At 54.8% G+C, this 15484-nt stretch carries 15 protein-coding genes; 4 read left to right on the top strand and 11 right to left on the bottom strand.

Annotated features, from left to right (window positions below; all coding sequences use genetic code 11):
* Positions 1-68: 68 nt before the first annotated feature.
* The 4 genes from VN24_RS17925 to VN24_RS17915 all read right to left on the bottom strand — a co-directional run bounded on the left by VN24_RS17925 (position 69) and on the right by VN24_RS17915 (position 3572).
* Positions 69-956, bottom strand: a complete 888-nt coding sequence (locus tag VN24_RS17925) for a cation diffusion facilitator family transporter (protein ID WP_052703026.1) — start codon at positions 954-956, stop codon at positions 69-71.
* 113 nt (positions 957-1069) lie between these two features.
* Entirely contained in the window at positions 1070-1984 is a 915-nt protein-coding gene (gene secF, locus VN24_RS27030; protein ID WP_082083856.1) for a protein translocase subunit SecF, read from the bottom strand.
* On the bottom strand, positions 1974-3248 hold the full coding sequence (gene secD / locus VN24_RS27025) for a protein translocase subunit SecD (protein ID WP_082083854.1): 1275 nt from the start codon (positions 3246-3248) through the stop codon (positions 1974-1976). The genes secF and secD overlap by 11 nt, the downstream gene beginning before the upstream one ends.
* An 84-nt stretch (positions 3249-3332) precedes the next feature.
* Complete coding sequence (locus VN24_RS17915) at positions 3333-3572, bottom strand: post-transcriptional regulator (RefSeq protein WP_045671522.1); 240 nt, start codon at positions 3570-3572, stop codon at positions 3333-3335.
* 234 nt (positions 3573-3806) lie between these two features.
* On the opposite strand from VN24_RS17915, the gene VN24_RS17910 reads away from it, so the two are divergent.
* A complete protein-coding gene (locus tag VN24_RS17910; RefSeq protein WP_045671521.1) occupies positions 3807-5426 on the top strand; it encodes a putative polysaccharide biosynthesis protein in 1620 nt (539 codons plus the stop codon).
* 27 nt (positions 5427-5453) lie between these two features.
* On the opposite strand, the gene VN24_RS17905 is transcribed toward VN24_RS17910, so the two are convergent.
* Positions 5454-6239, bottom strand: coding sequence for a YetF domain-containing protein (locus VN24_RS17905; protein ID WP_045671520.1), 786 nt, complete (start codon positions 6237-6239; stop codon positions 5454-5456).
* A gap of 203 nt (positions 6240-6442) precedes the next feature.
* Between VN24_RS17905 and VN24_RS17900 the strand changes: the two genes are divergently transcribed.
* Together VN24_RS17900 and VN24_RS17895 are read left to right on the top strand one after the other, a co-directional pair.
* Entirely contained in the window at positions 6443-6832 is a 390-nt protein-coding gene (locus tag VN24_RS17900; RefSeq protein WP_148505268.1) for a TIGR04086 family membrane protein, read from the top strand.
* A 145-nt stretch (positions 6833-6977) separates the two neighbouring features.
* Positions 6978-7820: a phosphatase PAP2 family protein gene (locus VN24_RS17895; protein WP_045671518.1), complete on the top strand. Its 843-nt coding sequence runs from the start codon at positions 6978-6980 to the stop codon at positions 7818-7820.
* A gap of 58 nt (positions 7821-7878) precedes the next feature.
* Here the strand turns inward: VN24_RS17895 and VN24_RS17890 are convergent, their stop codons facing one another.
* On the bottom strand, positions 7879-8766 hold the full coding sequence (locus tag VN24_RS17890; protein WP_045671517.1) for an SDR family oxidoreductase: 888 nt from the start codon (positions 8764-8766) through the stop codon (positions 7879-7881).
* A 144-nt stretch (positions 8767-8910) separates the two neighbouring features.
* Here VN24_RS17890 and VN24_RS17885 point away from each other — a divergent pair, with 144 nt between their 5' ends.
* Positions 8911-9966: a helix-turn-helix transcriptional regulator gene (locus tag VN24_RS17885; protein WP_045671516.1), complete on the top strand. Its 1056-nt coding sequence runs from the start codon at positions 8911-8913 to the stop codon at positions 9964-9966.
* A 100-nt stretch (positions 9967-10066) separates the two neighbouring features.
* Here VN24_RS17885 and yajC read toward each other — a convergent pair whose 3' ends face one another.
* The 5 genes from yajC to VN24_RS17860 all read right to left on the bottom strand — a co-directional run bounded on the left by yajC (position 10067) and on the right by VN24_RS17860 (position 15473).
* The gene (gene yajC / locus VN24_RS17880; RefSeq protein WP_082083852.1) at positions 10067-10432 is read right to left on the bottom strand and encodes a preprotein translocase subunit YajC; all 366 of its coding nucleotides are present in this window, start codon (positions 10430-10432) and stop codon (positions 10067-10069) included.
* Positions 10433-10453: 21 nt separating this feature from the next.
* Positions 10454-11587, bottom strand: coding sequence for a tRNA guanosine(34) transglycosylase Tgt (gene tgt / locus VN24_RS17875; protein WP_045671515.1), 1134 nt, complete (start codon positions 11585-11587; stop codon positions 10454-10456).
* 21 nt (positions 11588-11608) lie between these two features.
* Positions 11609-12652 (bottom strand): tRNA preQ1(34) S-adenosylmethionine ribosyltransferase-isomerase QueA, encoded by a 1044-nt coding sequence (gene queA, locus VN24_RS17870; protein WP_045671514.1) that lies wholly within the window; start codon positions 12650-12652, stop codon positions 11609-11611.
* A 10-nt stretch (positions 12653-12662) separates the two neighbouring features.
* The gene (locus VN24_RS17865; protein WP_045671513.1) at positions 12663-14765 is read right to left on the bottom strand and encodes a SpoIID/LytB domain-containing protein; all 2103 of its coding nucleotides are present in this window, start codon (positions 14763-14765) and stop codon (positions 12663-12665) included.
* 123 nt (positions 14766-14888) lie between these two features.
* Positions 14889-15473 carry a thiol-disulfide oxidoreductase DCC family protein gene (locus tag VN24_RS17860; protein ID WP_238590939.1) on the bottom strand — a complete coding sequence of 195 codons (585 nt, stop codon included), beginning with the start codon at positions 15471-15473 and terminating at the stop codon, positions 14889-14891.
* Between the last annotated feature and the right edge of the window lie 11 nt (positions 15474-15484).

Raw genomic sequence — 15484 nt, 5'->3', positions numbered from 1 at the left:
TCACTTCTCTTGATGCATCGATTATTGACAATCAATCGCACTCGAAAATAACCGTCGGAAACTAAATACTATTGCAGCAGGCTGGGCGAATGCTCCTGATTCGGATCGTGGTTCGATTTATACGGATATCCGGGATCGTATGGCTCCACATAAACGTGAACATGGGCAAGATGGAGGAAACGCTTCATTAAAAGAAGCTTTACCCTCTTGGCGATTTCATTTCCTTCCAGAACGGTAATGCGGGGATTAACGCTGATGACGATATCCGCCACGATATAATGGCCGCTCTCTCTCGCTTTCAGCGCTTCGACGGTGACAACCCCCTCGACGCGCTGGATCACTTCCATCAGCTCATCCGCCGTTTCCATTACCGGAGACGGCGCCTGCTCTCTGCGCGTTGCCGCGATTGCCAGCTTGCAGCCTTTGCGGATGACCAGCACCGCGATGAACAGCGCGCCGGCAGGATCCAGATAATAAAGAGGCTCCGCCTGCAGCAGCTGTCCGAGCTGCGCGCCGCCCGCTCCAAGCAGAGCGGCTGCGGAAAATGCGATCTCGCTCTTCCACTGCAAATCCCGGACCAGCACCGCTTTCATCACGAATGCGACCGGAACGGCCGCGGCGGCGTACCAGTCCGGAGCGGCTTGAAGGCCGTAAACCGCATTGCGGACGGCGGAAATACCGATTTCCAAGCCGACAATAAGCAGCAGCACCGCCAATATCAGATTGGCGGCCGCTTCGGTCCTCGGCGCCGAAGACTTGTCGGCCGGATGTCGGCCACCCGACCGCAAATTGGCCGCACGCGCATAAGATGCGCAAGCTTCCGAGGCGGAACGGAAACCGTCCGCAAGCAGCGCCCCGCTCCCCGTAAACCATCCTGCCGTTCCTTTGAAGAGAGCGAGTCCGGTATTGACGATCAGTGCCCGTACCGACTCGGCTTTCGCATCATGCTGCATCATTGCGATATGCGCCTCCTAAAGTTTTTGCGTCAGCAAAAACACCTCGTAAGGATAAGCTAAAGTTTTTGCGTCAGCAAAAACACCTCGTAAGCATTAGCTAATAACACTCATCATCAAGACGCGGCCTGGGATTTGGCGGCCGGTTTCGGCTTCGAGCGTTTCTTTAACATGAACCACAACGGGCTTGCGATGAAGATCGAGGAATAAGCGCCGCTTACAAGCCCGATTATCATCGCCAGCGAGAACAGTTTGATGGATTCGCTGCCGAAAATGAACAGGCAAACCGCCGCGATCATGACGGTAAGCACCGTATTGATGGAGCGGGTCAGCGTTTGCCATACGCTCTGGTTCACGACATGGATGAGATCCGCGGTCGTCTTCAATTTGGCAAACCGCAAATTTTCGCGGATCCGGTCGAAGATAACGATCGTATCGTTAATGGAATAACCGATGATCGTCAAAATCGCCACAATAAACGGCAAATTCACTTCCAGCCGGAAAATCGAGAACAGACTGATCGTGATGAAAGCGTCGTGGACAAGAGCGACGATCGCCGCCACGCCGAACCGCCATTCGAAGCGGATGGCGATATAGATAATAATGCCGATGCAGGCAATCAGCATCGCTTTCAGCGCGTTCCACTCGGTTTCCCTTGCCATCTCGACGTCGACCGTGTTCACTTCCAGCGAAGCGCCGGCATCGAATTTGGAGGCGAAGTCAGCTTTAAGCTGCTTCTCCTTGGCGTCGGTAAGCACATCTTCGAACCGGATCGTAATCCGTTCCGTGCCCATCGTCAGCGTATGCTCGCCGTATTCGTTCGCATTCAAATACGATTCGATGCTGCTCCTCTGGTCGGACAAATTTTTCGTTACCGCGATATCGACGTTGGAACCGGACTTAAAGTCAACCCCGTAATTCAAGCCAAAAAAGGCGAGCGCCGCAATTCCGATGACCGTAATGGCGATGGAGAAAATATAGAAATAGCGGCTCACATGAATGAAATTAAATTTGGTTTCTTTAGAGCGCACTGATTTCACTCTCCTTTACCCCATAATGGCCCGGTTTGTTCACTTTGCCGCTCCGGATAAGCAGGTAGATCAAATAACGCGACAGGACGACGTTGGAAATCAGGCTGACGATAATGCTCAAAATAAGCGTGACCGCAAAGCCTCTCACCGTACCCGCACCGATAAAAAACAGTACCAGCGACGCAATAATCGTCGTGACGTGCGCGTCGATAATCGTCCGCAGCGAAGTTTTCGTACCTGCCCGGAACGCGGACATGATGCTCTTGCCGGTGCGGATTTCTTCTTTAATCCGTTCGGCCGTAATAATGTTGGCGTCGACGGCGATGCCGATGCCGAGTACGAATGCGGCGATGCCCGGAAGCGTAAGCGTCGCATCCAGCAGCCAGAAGCCGACAAGCAGCAGCCAAATGTAGAAGATCAGCGAGACGGCTGCAGCAACGCCCGGGATCCGGTAGAAAATGAGCATAAACGCCAAAATGAGAATGGTGCCGATTACGCCGGCCCACACCGTCTGCTGCAAGCTCAGCTTGCCGAGCGTAGCTCCAACGGACTGCGTATATTTGACTTCCAGCTTAAGCGGCAGCGCGCCCAGGTTGATCGTATCGCGGATGTTTGCCGCTTCGTCGCGCGTGAAATTGCCGGTAATCGTAGCTTCGTTGCTGTTAATTTCCTCATTGACGTTCGGAGCCGACAGCTGCTCGTCGTCGAGATAGATTGCCAGCTGATTATTTCCCGTCGGAGCAAGCTTGGCAACTTCCCGCGTCACTTCGGCAAATTTGGCTTGATCGTTAAGCTTGATGGAAATCTGGTAGCCGCCAAGGGAATCCTGGAAAATGGCTGCGCCGTTTTCTTTGAAGTCGTTGCCGATCAGCTCGATCTTGCAGTAGCCTTTGTCCGCTGCGCAGCCTCTTGCGCTGCGGAACGTCAGCTCGGCCGGCTCGACGAGCTTCTCGCGCAGCGCCGCTTCGTCGGCTTTGCCGAGACCGGCGATCTTGATGCGGATCCGGTTCGTCCCTTCCGTCGTCACCTCCGGCTCGGAAACGCCTGTTTTATTAACCCTGCTCTCCAGACTTTTGGCCGTTTCGTTCAGGGATTCTCTCGTTACTTTGCCGCCCTCGTGCAGTGGAGAAGCTTCATACAGTATTTCAAATCCGCCCTTGAGATCCAGCCCCAGCTTGATTCGATCCATCAGGTACGGGCTGGTTGCCGCGATCGCGCCAAAGCAGATGACGACCAGCAGCAAAAAAGCTAGCATCCGTTTCATTGTGCTTGATGTTCCCCCTTAAGTTCTCAATAGTCCCTATTATACCTAGGTGGGAAAATTGAGTCAAAAAAAAGAGCCCCCTGATTAAAAACGGGTTCCCTTGTATGCGCTCATCGTTAAAAAATTCATAAACTTCGGCGTTTTAAGCGACAGGATGTCATTTACGAGTTGATGCAAAGGCGGTTCGCCGTGTTTGGCATATTTGTCGCTGACGCAATCCCATATATCCTGCGCCGTCACTTGTTCGTATCCGATGAGCCGAAATTCCTCCGCCTTGCTTTCGCAAAGCGTAAATATTTCGCCGTTCAGCTCGTCATTCCTCATGCTGTAACCCCCTTGTTTGCATCTTCGCAAAGCAGTCCGCGTCAAACGGCCGTTTTACTCCGTCCCTATGTACTGTTCGATTCTCTTGCCTGATATTCCTGCTTCTATATCTGGAACCGCCGAAAAAAAGCGTGACATGCCGAAAGACATGCCACGCATAAAATGAAATACGGACATGCAAGGCGATGCCGGAATGCCCGTTTGATCTGGACAAATAGAGATGAGGGAATAGCCGTGACGAAGCAAACGTTTATTAAAGGAGCTATGATTTTGCTGGCGGCGGGAATATTGAACCGGATTCTCGGCTTTGTGCCGCGGATCGTACTGCCGCGCATTATAGGGGCCGAAGGCGTCGGTCTGTACCAGCTCAGCTTTCCGTTTCTCGGCGTGCTGCTGACGGTCATTACGGGCGGAATCCCGCTTGCGGTCGCCAAGTGGATCGCGGAAGCGGAGTCCAAAGGCGACACCCGGCGCGTCGGACATATTTTTCGGGCGGCGATGGCTCTGACCTTGATTTTAGCCTTCCTCACAACGGCGGGGCTGCTCGCATTCGCTCCCTGGATTACGTCACATTTGCTGACCGATTCCCGTGTCTATCAAACGTTCCTGTTTATGACTCCGATGCTCTTTATTGTCGGCCTTTCGTCCGTTTACCGGGGTTACTTCCAAGGAAAGCAAAATATGGTACCTACAGCTGTGTCCCAAGTCGTCGAAACATTGATCCGCATCGGCGGCCAGCTATTGATCGCCACGGCGCTGCTGCCGCTCGGACTTGAATGGGCCGCAGCCGGCGCCATGCTGGGCGTCGTAGCCGGCGAGGTCGGAGGGCTTGCCGTTCTGCTCTATCAATACCGGAAGGCGAAACGCCGCGATCAGAGCGAGTTGGAAAGCCCCGGTTCAAGCGGCGCAGCCGCAAATGACAACGCTGTGCCTGGGAATAATCCGCCGCCCAATGCACCGGCAGCGAGAAAACGGCGCGTGCCGATCGTGCGGCGCCTGCTCGGATTATCGATACCGGTAACGGCGAGCCGCATGGTCGGATCGCTGTCGTATTTGCTGGAAACGATTCTTACGTCGCGCGCCCTGCTGGCCGCGGGAATCGCCACCGGCAGCGCCACCGCGCAGTACGGCTCCCTGCAGGGGATGATTATCCCGCTTATTTTGCTGCCGACGGCGCTGACGTATTCGCTCGCCGTTTCGCTCGTCCCGTCATTGGCCGAAGCGGCCGCGCGCGGCGACCGCATCGCCATTCACAAGCGTCTGCATCAATCGATGCGGCTTGCGCTTGTAACCGGAGCTCCGTGCGTCGTCGTGATGGGACTGCTCGCCGAGCCACTCTGCCGCGTGCTGTACGATCATGGCGACATCGCGCCCATGCTGCAGCTGCTCGCCCCATTCGGCTTGTTTATTTATTTGCAGGCCCCTTTGCAGGCGGCCCTGCAGGCGCTCGATAAACCGGGAACCGCCCTCATGAACACGTTCGTCGGCGCGGTCGTCAAGCTTTATTTAATTACCGAGCTGACTTCCAGGCCCGAGCTCGGCATTTACGGCACGGTGATTGCCATCGGAGTCAATATCGTGCTCGTTACGCTTCTGCATGCTTTCAGCGTCGCCCGTTTTGTCGGCTTCCGCATGAAGCTGCCGGATTTCGTGAAGGTCGGCGCGGCGATGATCGTCATGGGAGCCGCTTGCCGGCTGCTGATGAACCGCGGCGGTCTGCCGGCCGAATGGTTGAGCCTTGCTGCCGCCTGCTTTGCCGGAACCGTCATTTATTTGCTGCTCATGATCGCAATGGGCATTATCGACCGCTACGACGTGGCACGCATTCCGCTTTTGGGGCGATGGTTTAAATAGCTGCTTGGAGGTACATGTACAGGAATGTCAATGAGCCGGTTTCCGCTCGATATCGACAAACAGCCGCCCTTTATGGTCGATGGAGCAGAAAAACACATCCTTCGTATTGGAAACCCCTTTTTGGCCGAGCTCTTTTTTGAGCCAAAAACGGTTTTTTCCGATCTTGCTTAATCCGTCCTCCATCACTTTCCCTTCCATAATAATTGGAATCGGCAGCGTTTCGAAGCGGATCCCGGCGGGAAGTTCAAGATTCGTTCCAACCGGCGATCGCTGCTGCAGCTCCGTCATGTCCGGCTGCTTCGGCTCCTCTAACCATGGCTGCGCCGGCGAGTCCGTCACATGGGCGTTTTCTTCGGATTTCGCAGACTCTTTCTTAATGACGGACAGCTTGCCGCTTGTTTCGAGGATGGCGAATTCAACTTCGTGCACGCTGACAATTTGATTTTCCCGCAGCTGCTGCATCAGGTCATCCAAATTGTAGCGCTGCTTCCGCATTGTTTCGCGGTCCAGCTTGCCGTTCGCGATAATGATGCTCGGCCTGCCGTCGAACAGCAGCCGCAATTTGCGGCTGTGCATCGATACAAAAGCGATCGAAACCTGAATGACCATCAATCCGAGCATCGGTACGACACCATCCCATATAGCCCGCTCCGTGTCTTCGATGACAATAACGGCGCTCTCGGCGATCATGAACGAAATGATAAGATCAAACACCGACATTTTTCCGATTTCCCTTTTTCCCATCAGGCGCATGATCAGGAACACAACAAAGTAAATGATTACCGTTCGGATTAGCAGCGAAAACAACTCCACGGAAATCCCTCCTTAAATTGTCGTGCTTAACGTGCATCTCTGGCGGTCGCTACACCGTATTGTCGCCTTCCATTCCCGGCATCATGCGGAATGCGGAAGTCGAAATTTATGGCAGCGAACCAACCTTCTGACAGGGACGGTTGTACTAAACCGGCCGGCTTGACCATATGGTTGAATAGGAGAAAATCGGGAGGGTGAATCCAATGAATGCCAATAAAAATGTGAATCATGTCCGTGCAGGATCGCCGCTGCTGTCCGGGCTGCTCTACGCGAGCGTCTGGCTCGCCGCGGGAGCGGTTCTATTGTCGCTGCTGCTGCATTACGGAGGGCTCAAGGAAGACGGGCTGCCTGCCGGCGCGCTCGGCATACACGGCATCTCCACATTGGCCGGCGGTTTTGTATCCGGAAAACGTTCCGGGTTTAAAGGGTGGTATTACGGGGGTGCGCTCGGGCTCATTTACGGACTGCTTGTGCTCATCATCAGCTTCCTCGCAGCGGATGCCGCACTGTCCAGCCGAACGGCGCTGCTGCTTCTGATTGCGGCGTTGGCAGGTTCATTCGGCGGAATGATTGGTGTAAACTGGAAAAAATAACAGAGTCAAGGCGGGTTTCTTCCATATATTTAACGGACAAAGAGTGACGCCGCTTGTGAATTTCCCCCTTAATTGTGCTATACTAGTTCAGTCATTTAAGAGATTGCCCCTCAAATCACTATGAGGGGATATTAGGGGGAAAGACATGGTTTTGTTTCACAGCATGACTACGGTGCTTATTTACACCGTTGTGACCGTTGCTCTGCTCATAGCGTACGGAACCGGACGCAATCCGTTTAGAGCGGCAGGTCTTTTTATCCGGAATTTGTTCGTTTCGCGCAGATATTTGTTCCATTTCGTGGCGCTGATCGCCATTTTATTTTGCAACAAATACGAACTGCTGATCGAGAAAAAAATGCAATACCACGCCGACTTTACGCACGCGATCCAGTCGATGGAAGGCAACTTCGTGATGCTGTTCCAGCAGTTGTTCCATACGCCCTGGCTGACGCCTGTACTCGCGTTTTTCTATATCGTTGTGTTTCAGTCGCTGCTCATCGCATCGATCGGCGTGTACACTTATATGGATAAATCCAAAAAACTGTATTACGCCACCTGCTACGCGGTCATGCTTAACTATCTCATTGCGATTCCGTTTTATTTGTTTTTTCCCGTAAAAGAGGTCTGGGCGTTCAATCCTTCCGTCCATTTTTATATGCTCGAATCGTTTCCCGATTTTGAAAACCAGTACCGCGGCCTGTCCGGCCTGGATAATTGTTTTCCAAGCCTGCACACGTCGATTTCGGTCACGATGGCCATCATCGCGATCCGGTCCGGAATCCGCAAATGGGCGTGGTTTGTCAGCGCCAGCGCCGCGATTATTATTTTCACCATCTTCTACATGGGCATTCACTGGCTGACCGATATGATGGGCGGCGTCCTGCTTGCCGTCTTCGCTTCGGCAATGGGCTTCAAGCTCAGTGACATGCGCCTCACTTCCGTCCGGCGGGTAAGAATCCCTTATGCAGCCGGCGAGGAATTAAAATAATCGTTTGCTTTACGAAAAGACGGGCTCCTTTGCCAGGACAGCCCGTCTTTCTTTGCATTTATTTAATCGTTGCAAAGTAATTGCCCCAATGCGGTCTGCTGCCGTCTGCATCAATAAAGCCGTATTCATCCGACAGCCCCCATGAACTGTATGCCCCGCCCGACTTGTTCATCACTGCGGGGTCGGATGCCAGTGCCGCGGCCGCGCGGCCGACAAAAAGCGGCGTTTCCGATGCGATAAAATGAGGCTCGATGGCGGCTGCCTGCCTCCAGTTGCTCTCCGTCACGCCAAAATGATCGAGCATCGCTTCCGAGCGCAAAAATCCCGGCGTCAGCGCCAGCGCCGCCACCCCGTGCAGCTTCAGCTCTTCCGCCATCGCGGCCGCCAAATGAATGCCGGCCGCCTTGGCCAAACTGTAGTACACGTTCCCGCGGTACTTGTAATCCGTTCCGTCCGTGATTTCGATCAATAGTCCGCCGCCGCTTTCGATCAGTAGCGGAGCCGAGCAGTATGCGGTGTTGAGATGTGTCGTCAGAACACCGTTAATAACGGCCATTCCATCGCTCAGCGAATGCTCCCAAAATGTCTTGCTCCAATCCGTAAGCGGATCGCCTCCCCAAATGTCGTTGACGAGCAGATGAAGATGGCCGTGCTCGCTGCGGATACGCCCGATCAGATCTTTCACTTGATCAACGGACGAATGATCGACCCGCACAGCGATGCCGTTTCCGCCTTTGGCGGTCACTCTTTCGGCCGTTTCTTCGATCGTTTCCGGACGGTTCATGGGGGAACGGGCAGAGCGCGTCGTCCGGCCGGTCACATAGACGGTCGCTCCCGCCTCTCCGAGCGCCTCGGCAATCCCGCGTCCGGCGCCTCTTGCGCCTCCCGCCACCAGCGCCACTTTTCCTTTCAGCTTATCTTTCGGGTTCCAAACGGATTGCGTCATAGAAGCAACACTCCCTTTTTCAAATTTTCGGAAATATACGATTAGTATAATTGTGAATCACGACAACAATTGTCATAATTATATTGGTAATCTAAGAAAGAGCGGAGAGTATGATCTGAATATAGCGATAAGGAGCTGTCATTTATGAGAGGGGACCGGCTGTTGTCCATTATGCTTTTGCTGCAAGCAGGAAGGAAACTGACGGCCAAACAGTTGGCGGCGCGGCTTGAAGTGTCCGAACGAACGATTTTGCGCGATATGGACGCTCTTGGCTCGGCGGGCGTACCCGTCGTTTCGGATCGCGGCGCCAAGGGAGGCTGGAGTTTGATGGAGGGATACCGGACCAATCTTACCGGACTCACGACGTCCGAGCTCGAAGCGCTGCACCTGTTTCAAGCCAAAGATGCGGCCGCAGATCTGGGCTTATCGAAGGAGCTGAAATCGGTGTGGATCAAGCTTCAGGCCGCCTTGCCGGCGGCAAGTCTGCCGCATGCGGAATTTGTCCGGGAAAGACTTCACGTCGATGGGGCCGGATGGCATCAAGTCAAAGAGGACACTCCTTTTCTTGCGCTCGTGCAGGAAGCGGTGTGGAAAGAACGGAGGCTGCGCTTCCGCTATAGCGCTTATCGAGAACCGGATTTACCGGAAGTGGAGGAAAAGAACCGTGGTGAGGTCCGGACCGTAAATCCTTACGGACTGATCGTTAAAGGCCATTTGTGGTACTTGGCCGCCGAGCATGACGGACAAATGCGCTCCTACCGGATTTCCCGTATGAAAGAAGCCGAAATGACAGCGGAGACGTTCAGCCGCCCGTCTTCTTTTTCTCTTGGCGATTGGTGGGAGCAATCGGTTCGGTCGTTCAAGGAGCGGCTTCCGCGTTTTGCCGCCACCGTGTTGTTAACGGATGCCGGACTGGCCAAGCTGCGCCGACTGCGGTACGTGGAACTTACGGAACTGAAGCGCCGGCATCGCGAAAATGAGGCGGTTTCATCGCTGGAGCATATCAGGCCCGGTATCGGCAGCAGACAACTCGCGCCCGGTCAGGAGCCTGGTTATGAGGCCCGGCTGCTGTTTGACTCGGAAGAAGCCGCCTCCGATATCATTTTAACGCTTCACGGTGAAGCGGAGGTTGCCGCCCCTGCACAATTGCGGGAGAGGATCGCGCTGCTGGCAGAGCAGGTTGCGCAGCGGCACCGATAGCCGGCCGGCTTTCGCGGAAATCGTTCCGGCCGGACAAAAAAAGACAGTCAAGCGAAAACGCTTCGCTTTGACTGTCTTTTCTTCATCTTAAGCAGCCGGTTTATTGCTCCGGGTTGCTTTCCAGCTTTTCCGTTTTCACGGGGCCAGCCGGTTTCTCCGTCGGGGCGGGGGCGCTTGTAATGACATTGCTGATCGCGCTCCGCTCGAACGTAATTTTGGTCGTATCGTTGACACGCAGAACGACCGTATCGTCGGTCAGTTCCGTAATCGTGCCATGCATGCCGCCAATCGTGGAAATTTTATCTCCTTTTTTGACCGAGCTGAGCAGAGCGTTACGCTGCTTCTGCTTTTTTTGCTGCGGACGAATCAGAAGAAAATAAAAGACGGCAAACATCAGTACAAACGGCAGGATCATCCCGAGCGCGCCTGATCCGCCTCCTGCTGCCTCACCTGCAAGATTGATCATCGGTATTGTTACACCTCCCTCTTAAAATCCTTTATCATTGTCGTGCAAACCGTATTTAGCGAAAAACGTATCCCGGAAATCGAGCAGCCGGTCTTCCATGATCGCTTGTCTTACATCTCTCATCAGCTGCAGCAAAAAGTGCAGGTTATGGTATGTGGTCAGCCGGAGTCCGAACGTTTCGTCCGCTTTAATGAGATGCCGGATATAAGCCCGCGAATAATTGCGGCACGTATAACAGGAGCATTCCGGATCAAGCGGCCCGAGGTCCTCCGCGAACTGCGCGTTGCGTACGACCAGCCGTCCTCCGCTCGTCATCGTCGTTCCGTTGCGCGCGATGCGTGTCGGCAGCACGCAGTCAAACATATCGATGCCGCGGATCGAGCCTTCAATAAGCGCATCCGGCGAGCCCACGCCCATCAAATAACGCGGTTTGCCGGACGGCAGCAGCGGTACCGTGCTCTCCAGCATTTCGAACATCAAATGCTTGGGCTCGCCTACGCTCAGTCCACCAATAGCATACCCCGGGAAATCCATGGAAGTCAAATCGAGCGCACTCTGGCGGCGCAGATCTTCATACATGCCTCCCTGTACGATCGCGAACAGCGCCTGATCATGCGGCCTGGCATGCGCCTTCAAGCAGCGTTCCGCCCATCTGGTCGTCCGCTCCAGCGAGTTTTTCACATATTCGTAGTCCGCCGGATAAGGCGGGCATTCGTCGAACGCCATCATAATGTCGGGACCGAGCGCATTTTGGACTTCCATTGCTTTCTCGGGCGAAAGAAACAGCTTGTCGCCATTCAGATGCGAACGGAACTGGACGCCTTCCTCGGTGATCTTGCGCATTTCGCTCAATGAAAACACCTGGAATCCGCCGCTGTCGGTCAAAATCGGACGGTCCCAGTTCATGAAACGGTGCAGGCCTCCGGCTCTGCGGATCAAATCATGCCCAGGACGCAAAAACAAATGATACGTGTTGCTCAATATAATTTGCGCGTCCATCGCCTTCAGTTCTTCGGGACTCATCGTTTTGACCGTCGCCTGCGTTCCGACCGGCATAAATGTCGGCGTCTCGATTATTCCATGCGGCGTGTGCAGACGTCCAAGTCTTGCGCCCGATTGCTTACATACTTTTATAAGTTCATATTTAACAGCCACAGCTTCTCACTCATCCATTCCCTAATAAATAAACATCGCGTCGCCAAAACTGAAAAACCGGTACTGCCGTTCGACCGCTTCCTTGTATGCGGCCATGATGCGCTCCCGTCCCGCGAGCGCGCTGACAAGCATCACAAGCGTCGACTTCGGCAGATGAAAATTGGTCAGCAGCGCATCGACAAGCTTGAACGTATAACCCGGATATATAAAAATATCGGTCCATCCGCTGCAGGCCTGAAGCCCTTCCGGAAATTTGGCCGCCGCCGTTTCCAGCGTCCGGGCCGACGTTGTGCCGACGGCGACAATTCGCCCTCCCCGCTGCTTCGTCTGCCGGATAAGAGCCGCGTTATGCTCATCGATCTCATAATACTCGGAATGCATAACATGCTCCTCGACGTTTTCCGCAGACATCGGACGAAATGTGCCGAGCCCCACATGCAGCGTAACGTAAGCGATCGAAACGCCCTTATTCTCCAGCTGCTGCAGAAACGGCTTCGTAAAATGAAGCCCGGCCGTCGGAGCGGCCGCCGAGCCTTCATGTTTTGAATATACCGTCTGATAGCGCTCCCTGTCCTCCAGCCGTTCCTTAATGTACGGCGGCAGCGGCATTTCGCCCAGCTTGTCCAGCAGCTCCTGAAAAATGCCTTCGTACCGAAAACGAATGACGCGTGCGCCCATGTCGCCTTCCTCTTCCACCGCCGCTTCCAGCAGCGGAGCTCCGCTTTCGTCTTTCCCGAAGCGGATACTCGCGCCGATTTTAACCCGCTTCGCCGGCTTCACCAGCGTTTCCCACCGGTCGCCCTCCAGCTGCTTCAGCAGCAGCAGCTCCACTTTGGCGCCGGTATCGGATTTGGTTCCGATCAAGCGGGCAGGCAGCACCCGGGTATCGTTCAGCACGAGTGTATCCCCCGGCTGAACGTAATCGGCCAAGTCCGTGAAGACGTGATGACCGATTTCCCCGCTGTCCTTGTCCAGTGTCAGCAGGCGGGAAGCGGTTCTTTCCGCCAATGGCGTCTGGGCGATCAGCGATTCGGGAAGTTCAAAATCAAAATCTTCTGCTTTCATGAACGTATACTCAGTCCTTCACGATGGTAACATCTGTATAGTAGTATTTCAGAATCTTCTGGTAATCATACCCTCTATCCGCCAGAGCCTTGGCGCCGTATTGGGACAAGCCCAATCCGTGTCCGCTGCCGTTTCCGGTGAAACGGTAGGCGGCTTCTTGCGTGACCGGGCGGATTGTCCCGCTTCCGTTCATAATGAACATATTGCCTTCTCCGGCCGCAGCTCTGCCCGAGGCACCGAGAACGTATGCGCCGCTTGTACGGGAAGTTTTCACGCTTGCTTCGCCACCGGCTCCCATCATCGTCATGTCTGCGGTCGACTCCACATTGAACAGCGTACTCGGAAGCCCGCCGAGCGCGGAGCGGAGCGAATCCGGATATTTTATTGGAAGCACGCTTCCATTGATCCGCATTTCGGTCACGCGGCCGGAAGGACCGCGGCCGGTAATTTGCAGCGACTGGATCGGACCGGATACCGGCGCCGACGTTTTTCCTTTCATCGATGCGAGCAGGTCGTCGGATGAAAACGGCCCCCGGTACCAGTTCATTTCGTTGGACTGGACCGTCTCCTCCAGCACCGCCGCTTCGGTGCCTGCCGAAGCTTTGCCGACAGGAGCCACATTATCCTGGATGAGCGGATTCGTACGGATGTTGGTTCCGTCCTGCTTGACGCGCACGATCGGCGCACCTGCGGCATTCGTCCGGCCCGTAGGCTCCACCACATCCTCGCGCACATAACCGGTCATGCCGGAAGGGAGCGCAATGCGGTACCAGCGGTACAGTCCTTTTTCCGACAAATCGTCCGGACTGTCGACGCTTTTCAAATAAGCGATGCCTTGATTCCATATTTCGGTCGCATCGGCGGTTTTGCCTCCCGAGCTGGAAGAGAAAAGCGACTCGATTAACGCCCCGTTATAAACGGCGACTTCACCCTCTGTAGCCTGGACAGCCTTGACGGTCGACGTTTTTTCGCTCCCGATGCCGCCGTAAACCTGACTCAGTGTCGTATCGACAACCTGCGCGATTTGAAAACCGGTCCCCTGATACAACGCGTAGGTTCTGGCGGCTACCGCCTGCGCCTTCAGCGCTTCGGCAGGCCACGATCCCGGCATTTCCGCCCCTACGACCGAATACAAATATTGTTCGAAAGGCAGTTCGTTGATGACGGCCAGCTTGCCGTTCATGCCGCTGAACTCAAAATTTCCTCTATATGTACGGTTGTACCTTTCGGAAAGTTTCAAACCTTCGCTTCCCGCCGGAGAAACCCATACTTTTGCAGCGGTTGGAGGAAGCATGTACTGCATGATGCTGCTGTCCGCTTTCTGGGTCCCGGTCAAATCTCTGCGAATCAGCATATAAGGGTCCGCGCTTGCCGCCTGAAGCGAATCGCTTCCGACCGCCGAAGCGGCTTTCAGCTTCACGCCGTCCAATCCGGCTTGATCTGACGCAGCCCCTACCATAACGGAATAACGAGCCGCATTTTCGCCCGGCGGCTGCCTTAAAGCGACAAACGCGTCGACACCCGCATCGCCGAACGATTGAGCCGCCTGCTCCGCTTCCTGCTGGGAGGAGAAAGTGCCGCTCTCCAAATGGAGCGGACCGGCCAATTCGATTGCGGCGCCCAAACTTTTGAGCGAGCTGTTCGAGCTCCATTTGGCGGAAGCGGCCGCGGCTTCGGCCGCACTCGCGTAATTGCCTTCCGTCACCTGGTATACGGTTGTGCCGTTTTTGCCAAGCGACGTGATGTAGCCGCTGCCGGAAGCGCTCTTGACCGCATTAAAGACGGCCAACGCATTAGTAAAGCTTGGCGTTTCGATCAGCTTTACCTTATAATCGTCCAAAGCGAAACGGACATTCGTTCCCGATGCGACCGTTACGAGCTGGCTGGTGCTGTCCGGATTGCGAAATCCGATCTTCAGTCCCCCCGCAGAACTCAAGGTGGCGGCCGGCGTCACAAGGTTATATTTCCCAGGAAATGATAGGAATAGGGCTACCCGGATGTTGTCGAGCTTCGGCAGCGCGCCGTAGGACGGATTAACCGCCGCAGCGGACAACGCCAGCAAACCGGCGGCAATGAGAGCGGCAAACCATTTGAAGTTCCCGCGCTTTATCATCCGTTCTCTCTCCTCCTTAAGGTTTTGCCGAAGGCAAAACCACCTCGTAAGCATGTTAGGTTTTGCCGTAGGCAAAACCACTTCGTAAGCAAAACCTCTTCGTAAGCATAAGCCCTGCGTTCCTCAATTTCGGCTTTGGCGATGAGAGCCCGATTCATTAGATTCGGGCGGACCCGGCTTCCTTTGAGGTATGCTGCACGCGCCGTTCGCACAGCCGGTATCGGTACGGCCAAACCACTCATAACGCCGCTTTGCGATGAACCGGTATACGGCGTCCCCAAACCGGCTCATCCCCGGGATTCCGTACAAGAAGCCGATCCAGCGCAATCCGGGAACGGTCTTCATAATTCGGATCACACCATCTGCTCCGGCATACAAACGGCCTCTTTCGTCAGCGACATGCAGCTTTTCATACAACGCTTCCATGCCGATTCCGGAAAACCCCGGAACGTGCGGAGCATCATCTCCGCTCATGCTTTGCAGCGGAATATAGCGGAGATCGGCGGACGATTGAAGCCGTTTTAGTCCGTTCACGGACGAAGTGCACAGCGAACAATGCTCGTCGTAAAGCACAAATAAAACATCTTCTTTCTGCTCCAGCCCATCTTCGGCCCGTCGCTTCATTCCTCTTATTCCCATCACGCCGATCCGCCTCCCCGAGTTGTCGGCCGGTTCACTGTTTTTGCTGCGGCATCCGGATGCATCCATCCGCTTCAAGA

Origin of the sequence: Paenibacillus beijingensis (assembly GCF_000961095.1) — a bacterium.
Lineage (GTDB): Bacteria > Bacillota > Bacilli > Paenibacillales > Paenibacillaceae > Paenibacillus_O > Paenibacillus_O beijingensis.
This window is presented reverse-complemented; position numbering and strand designations above follow the sequence as displayed.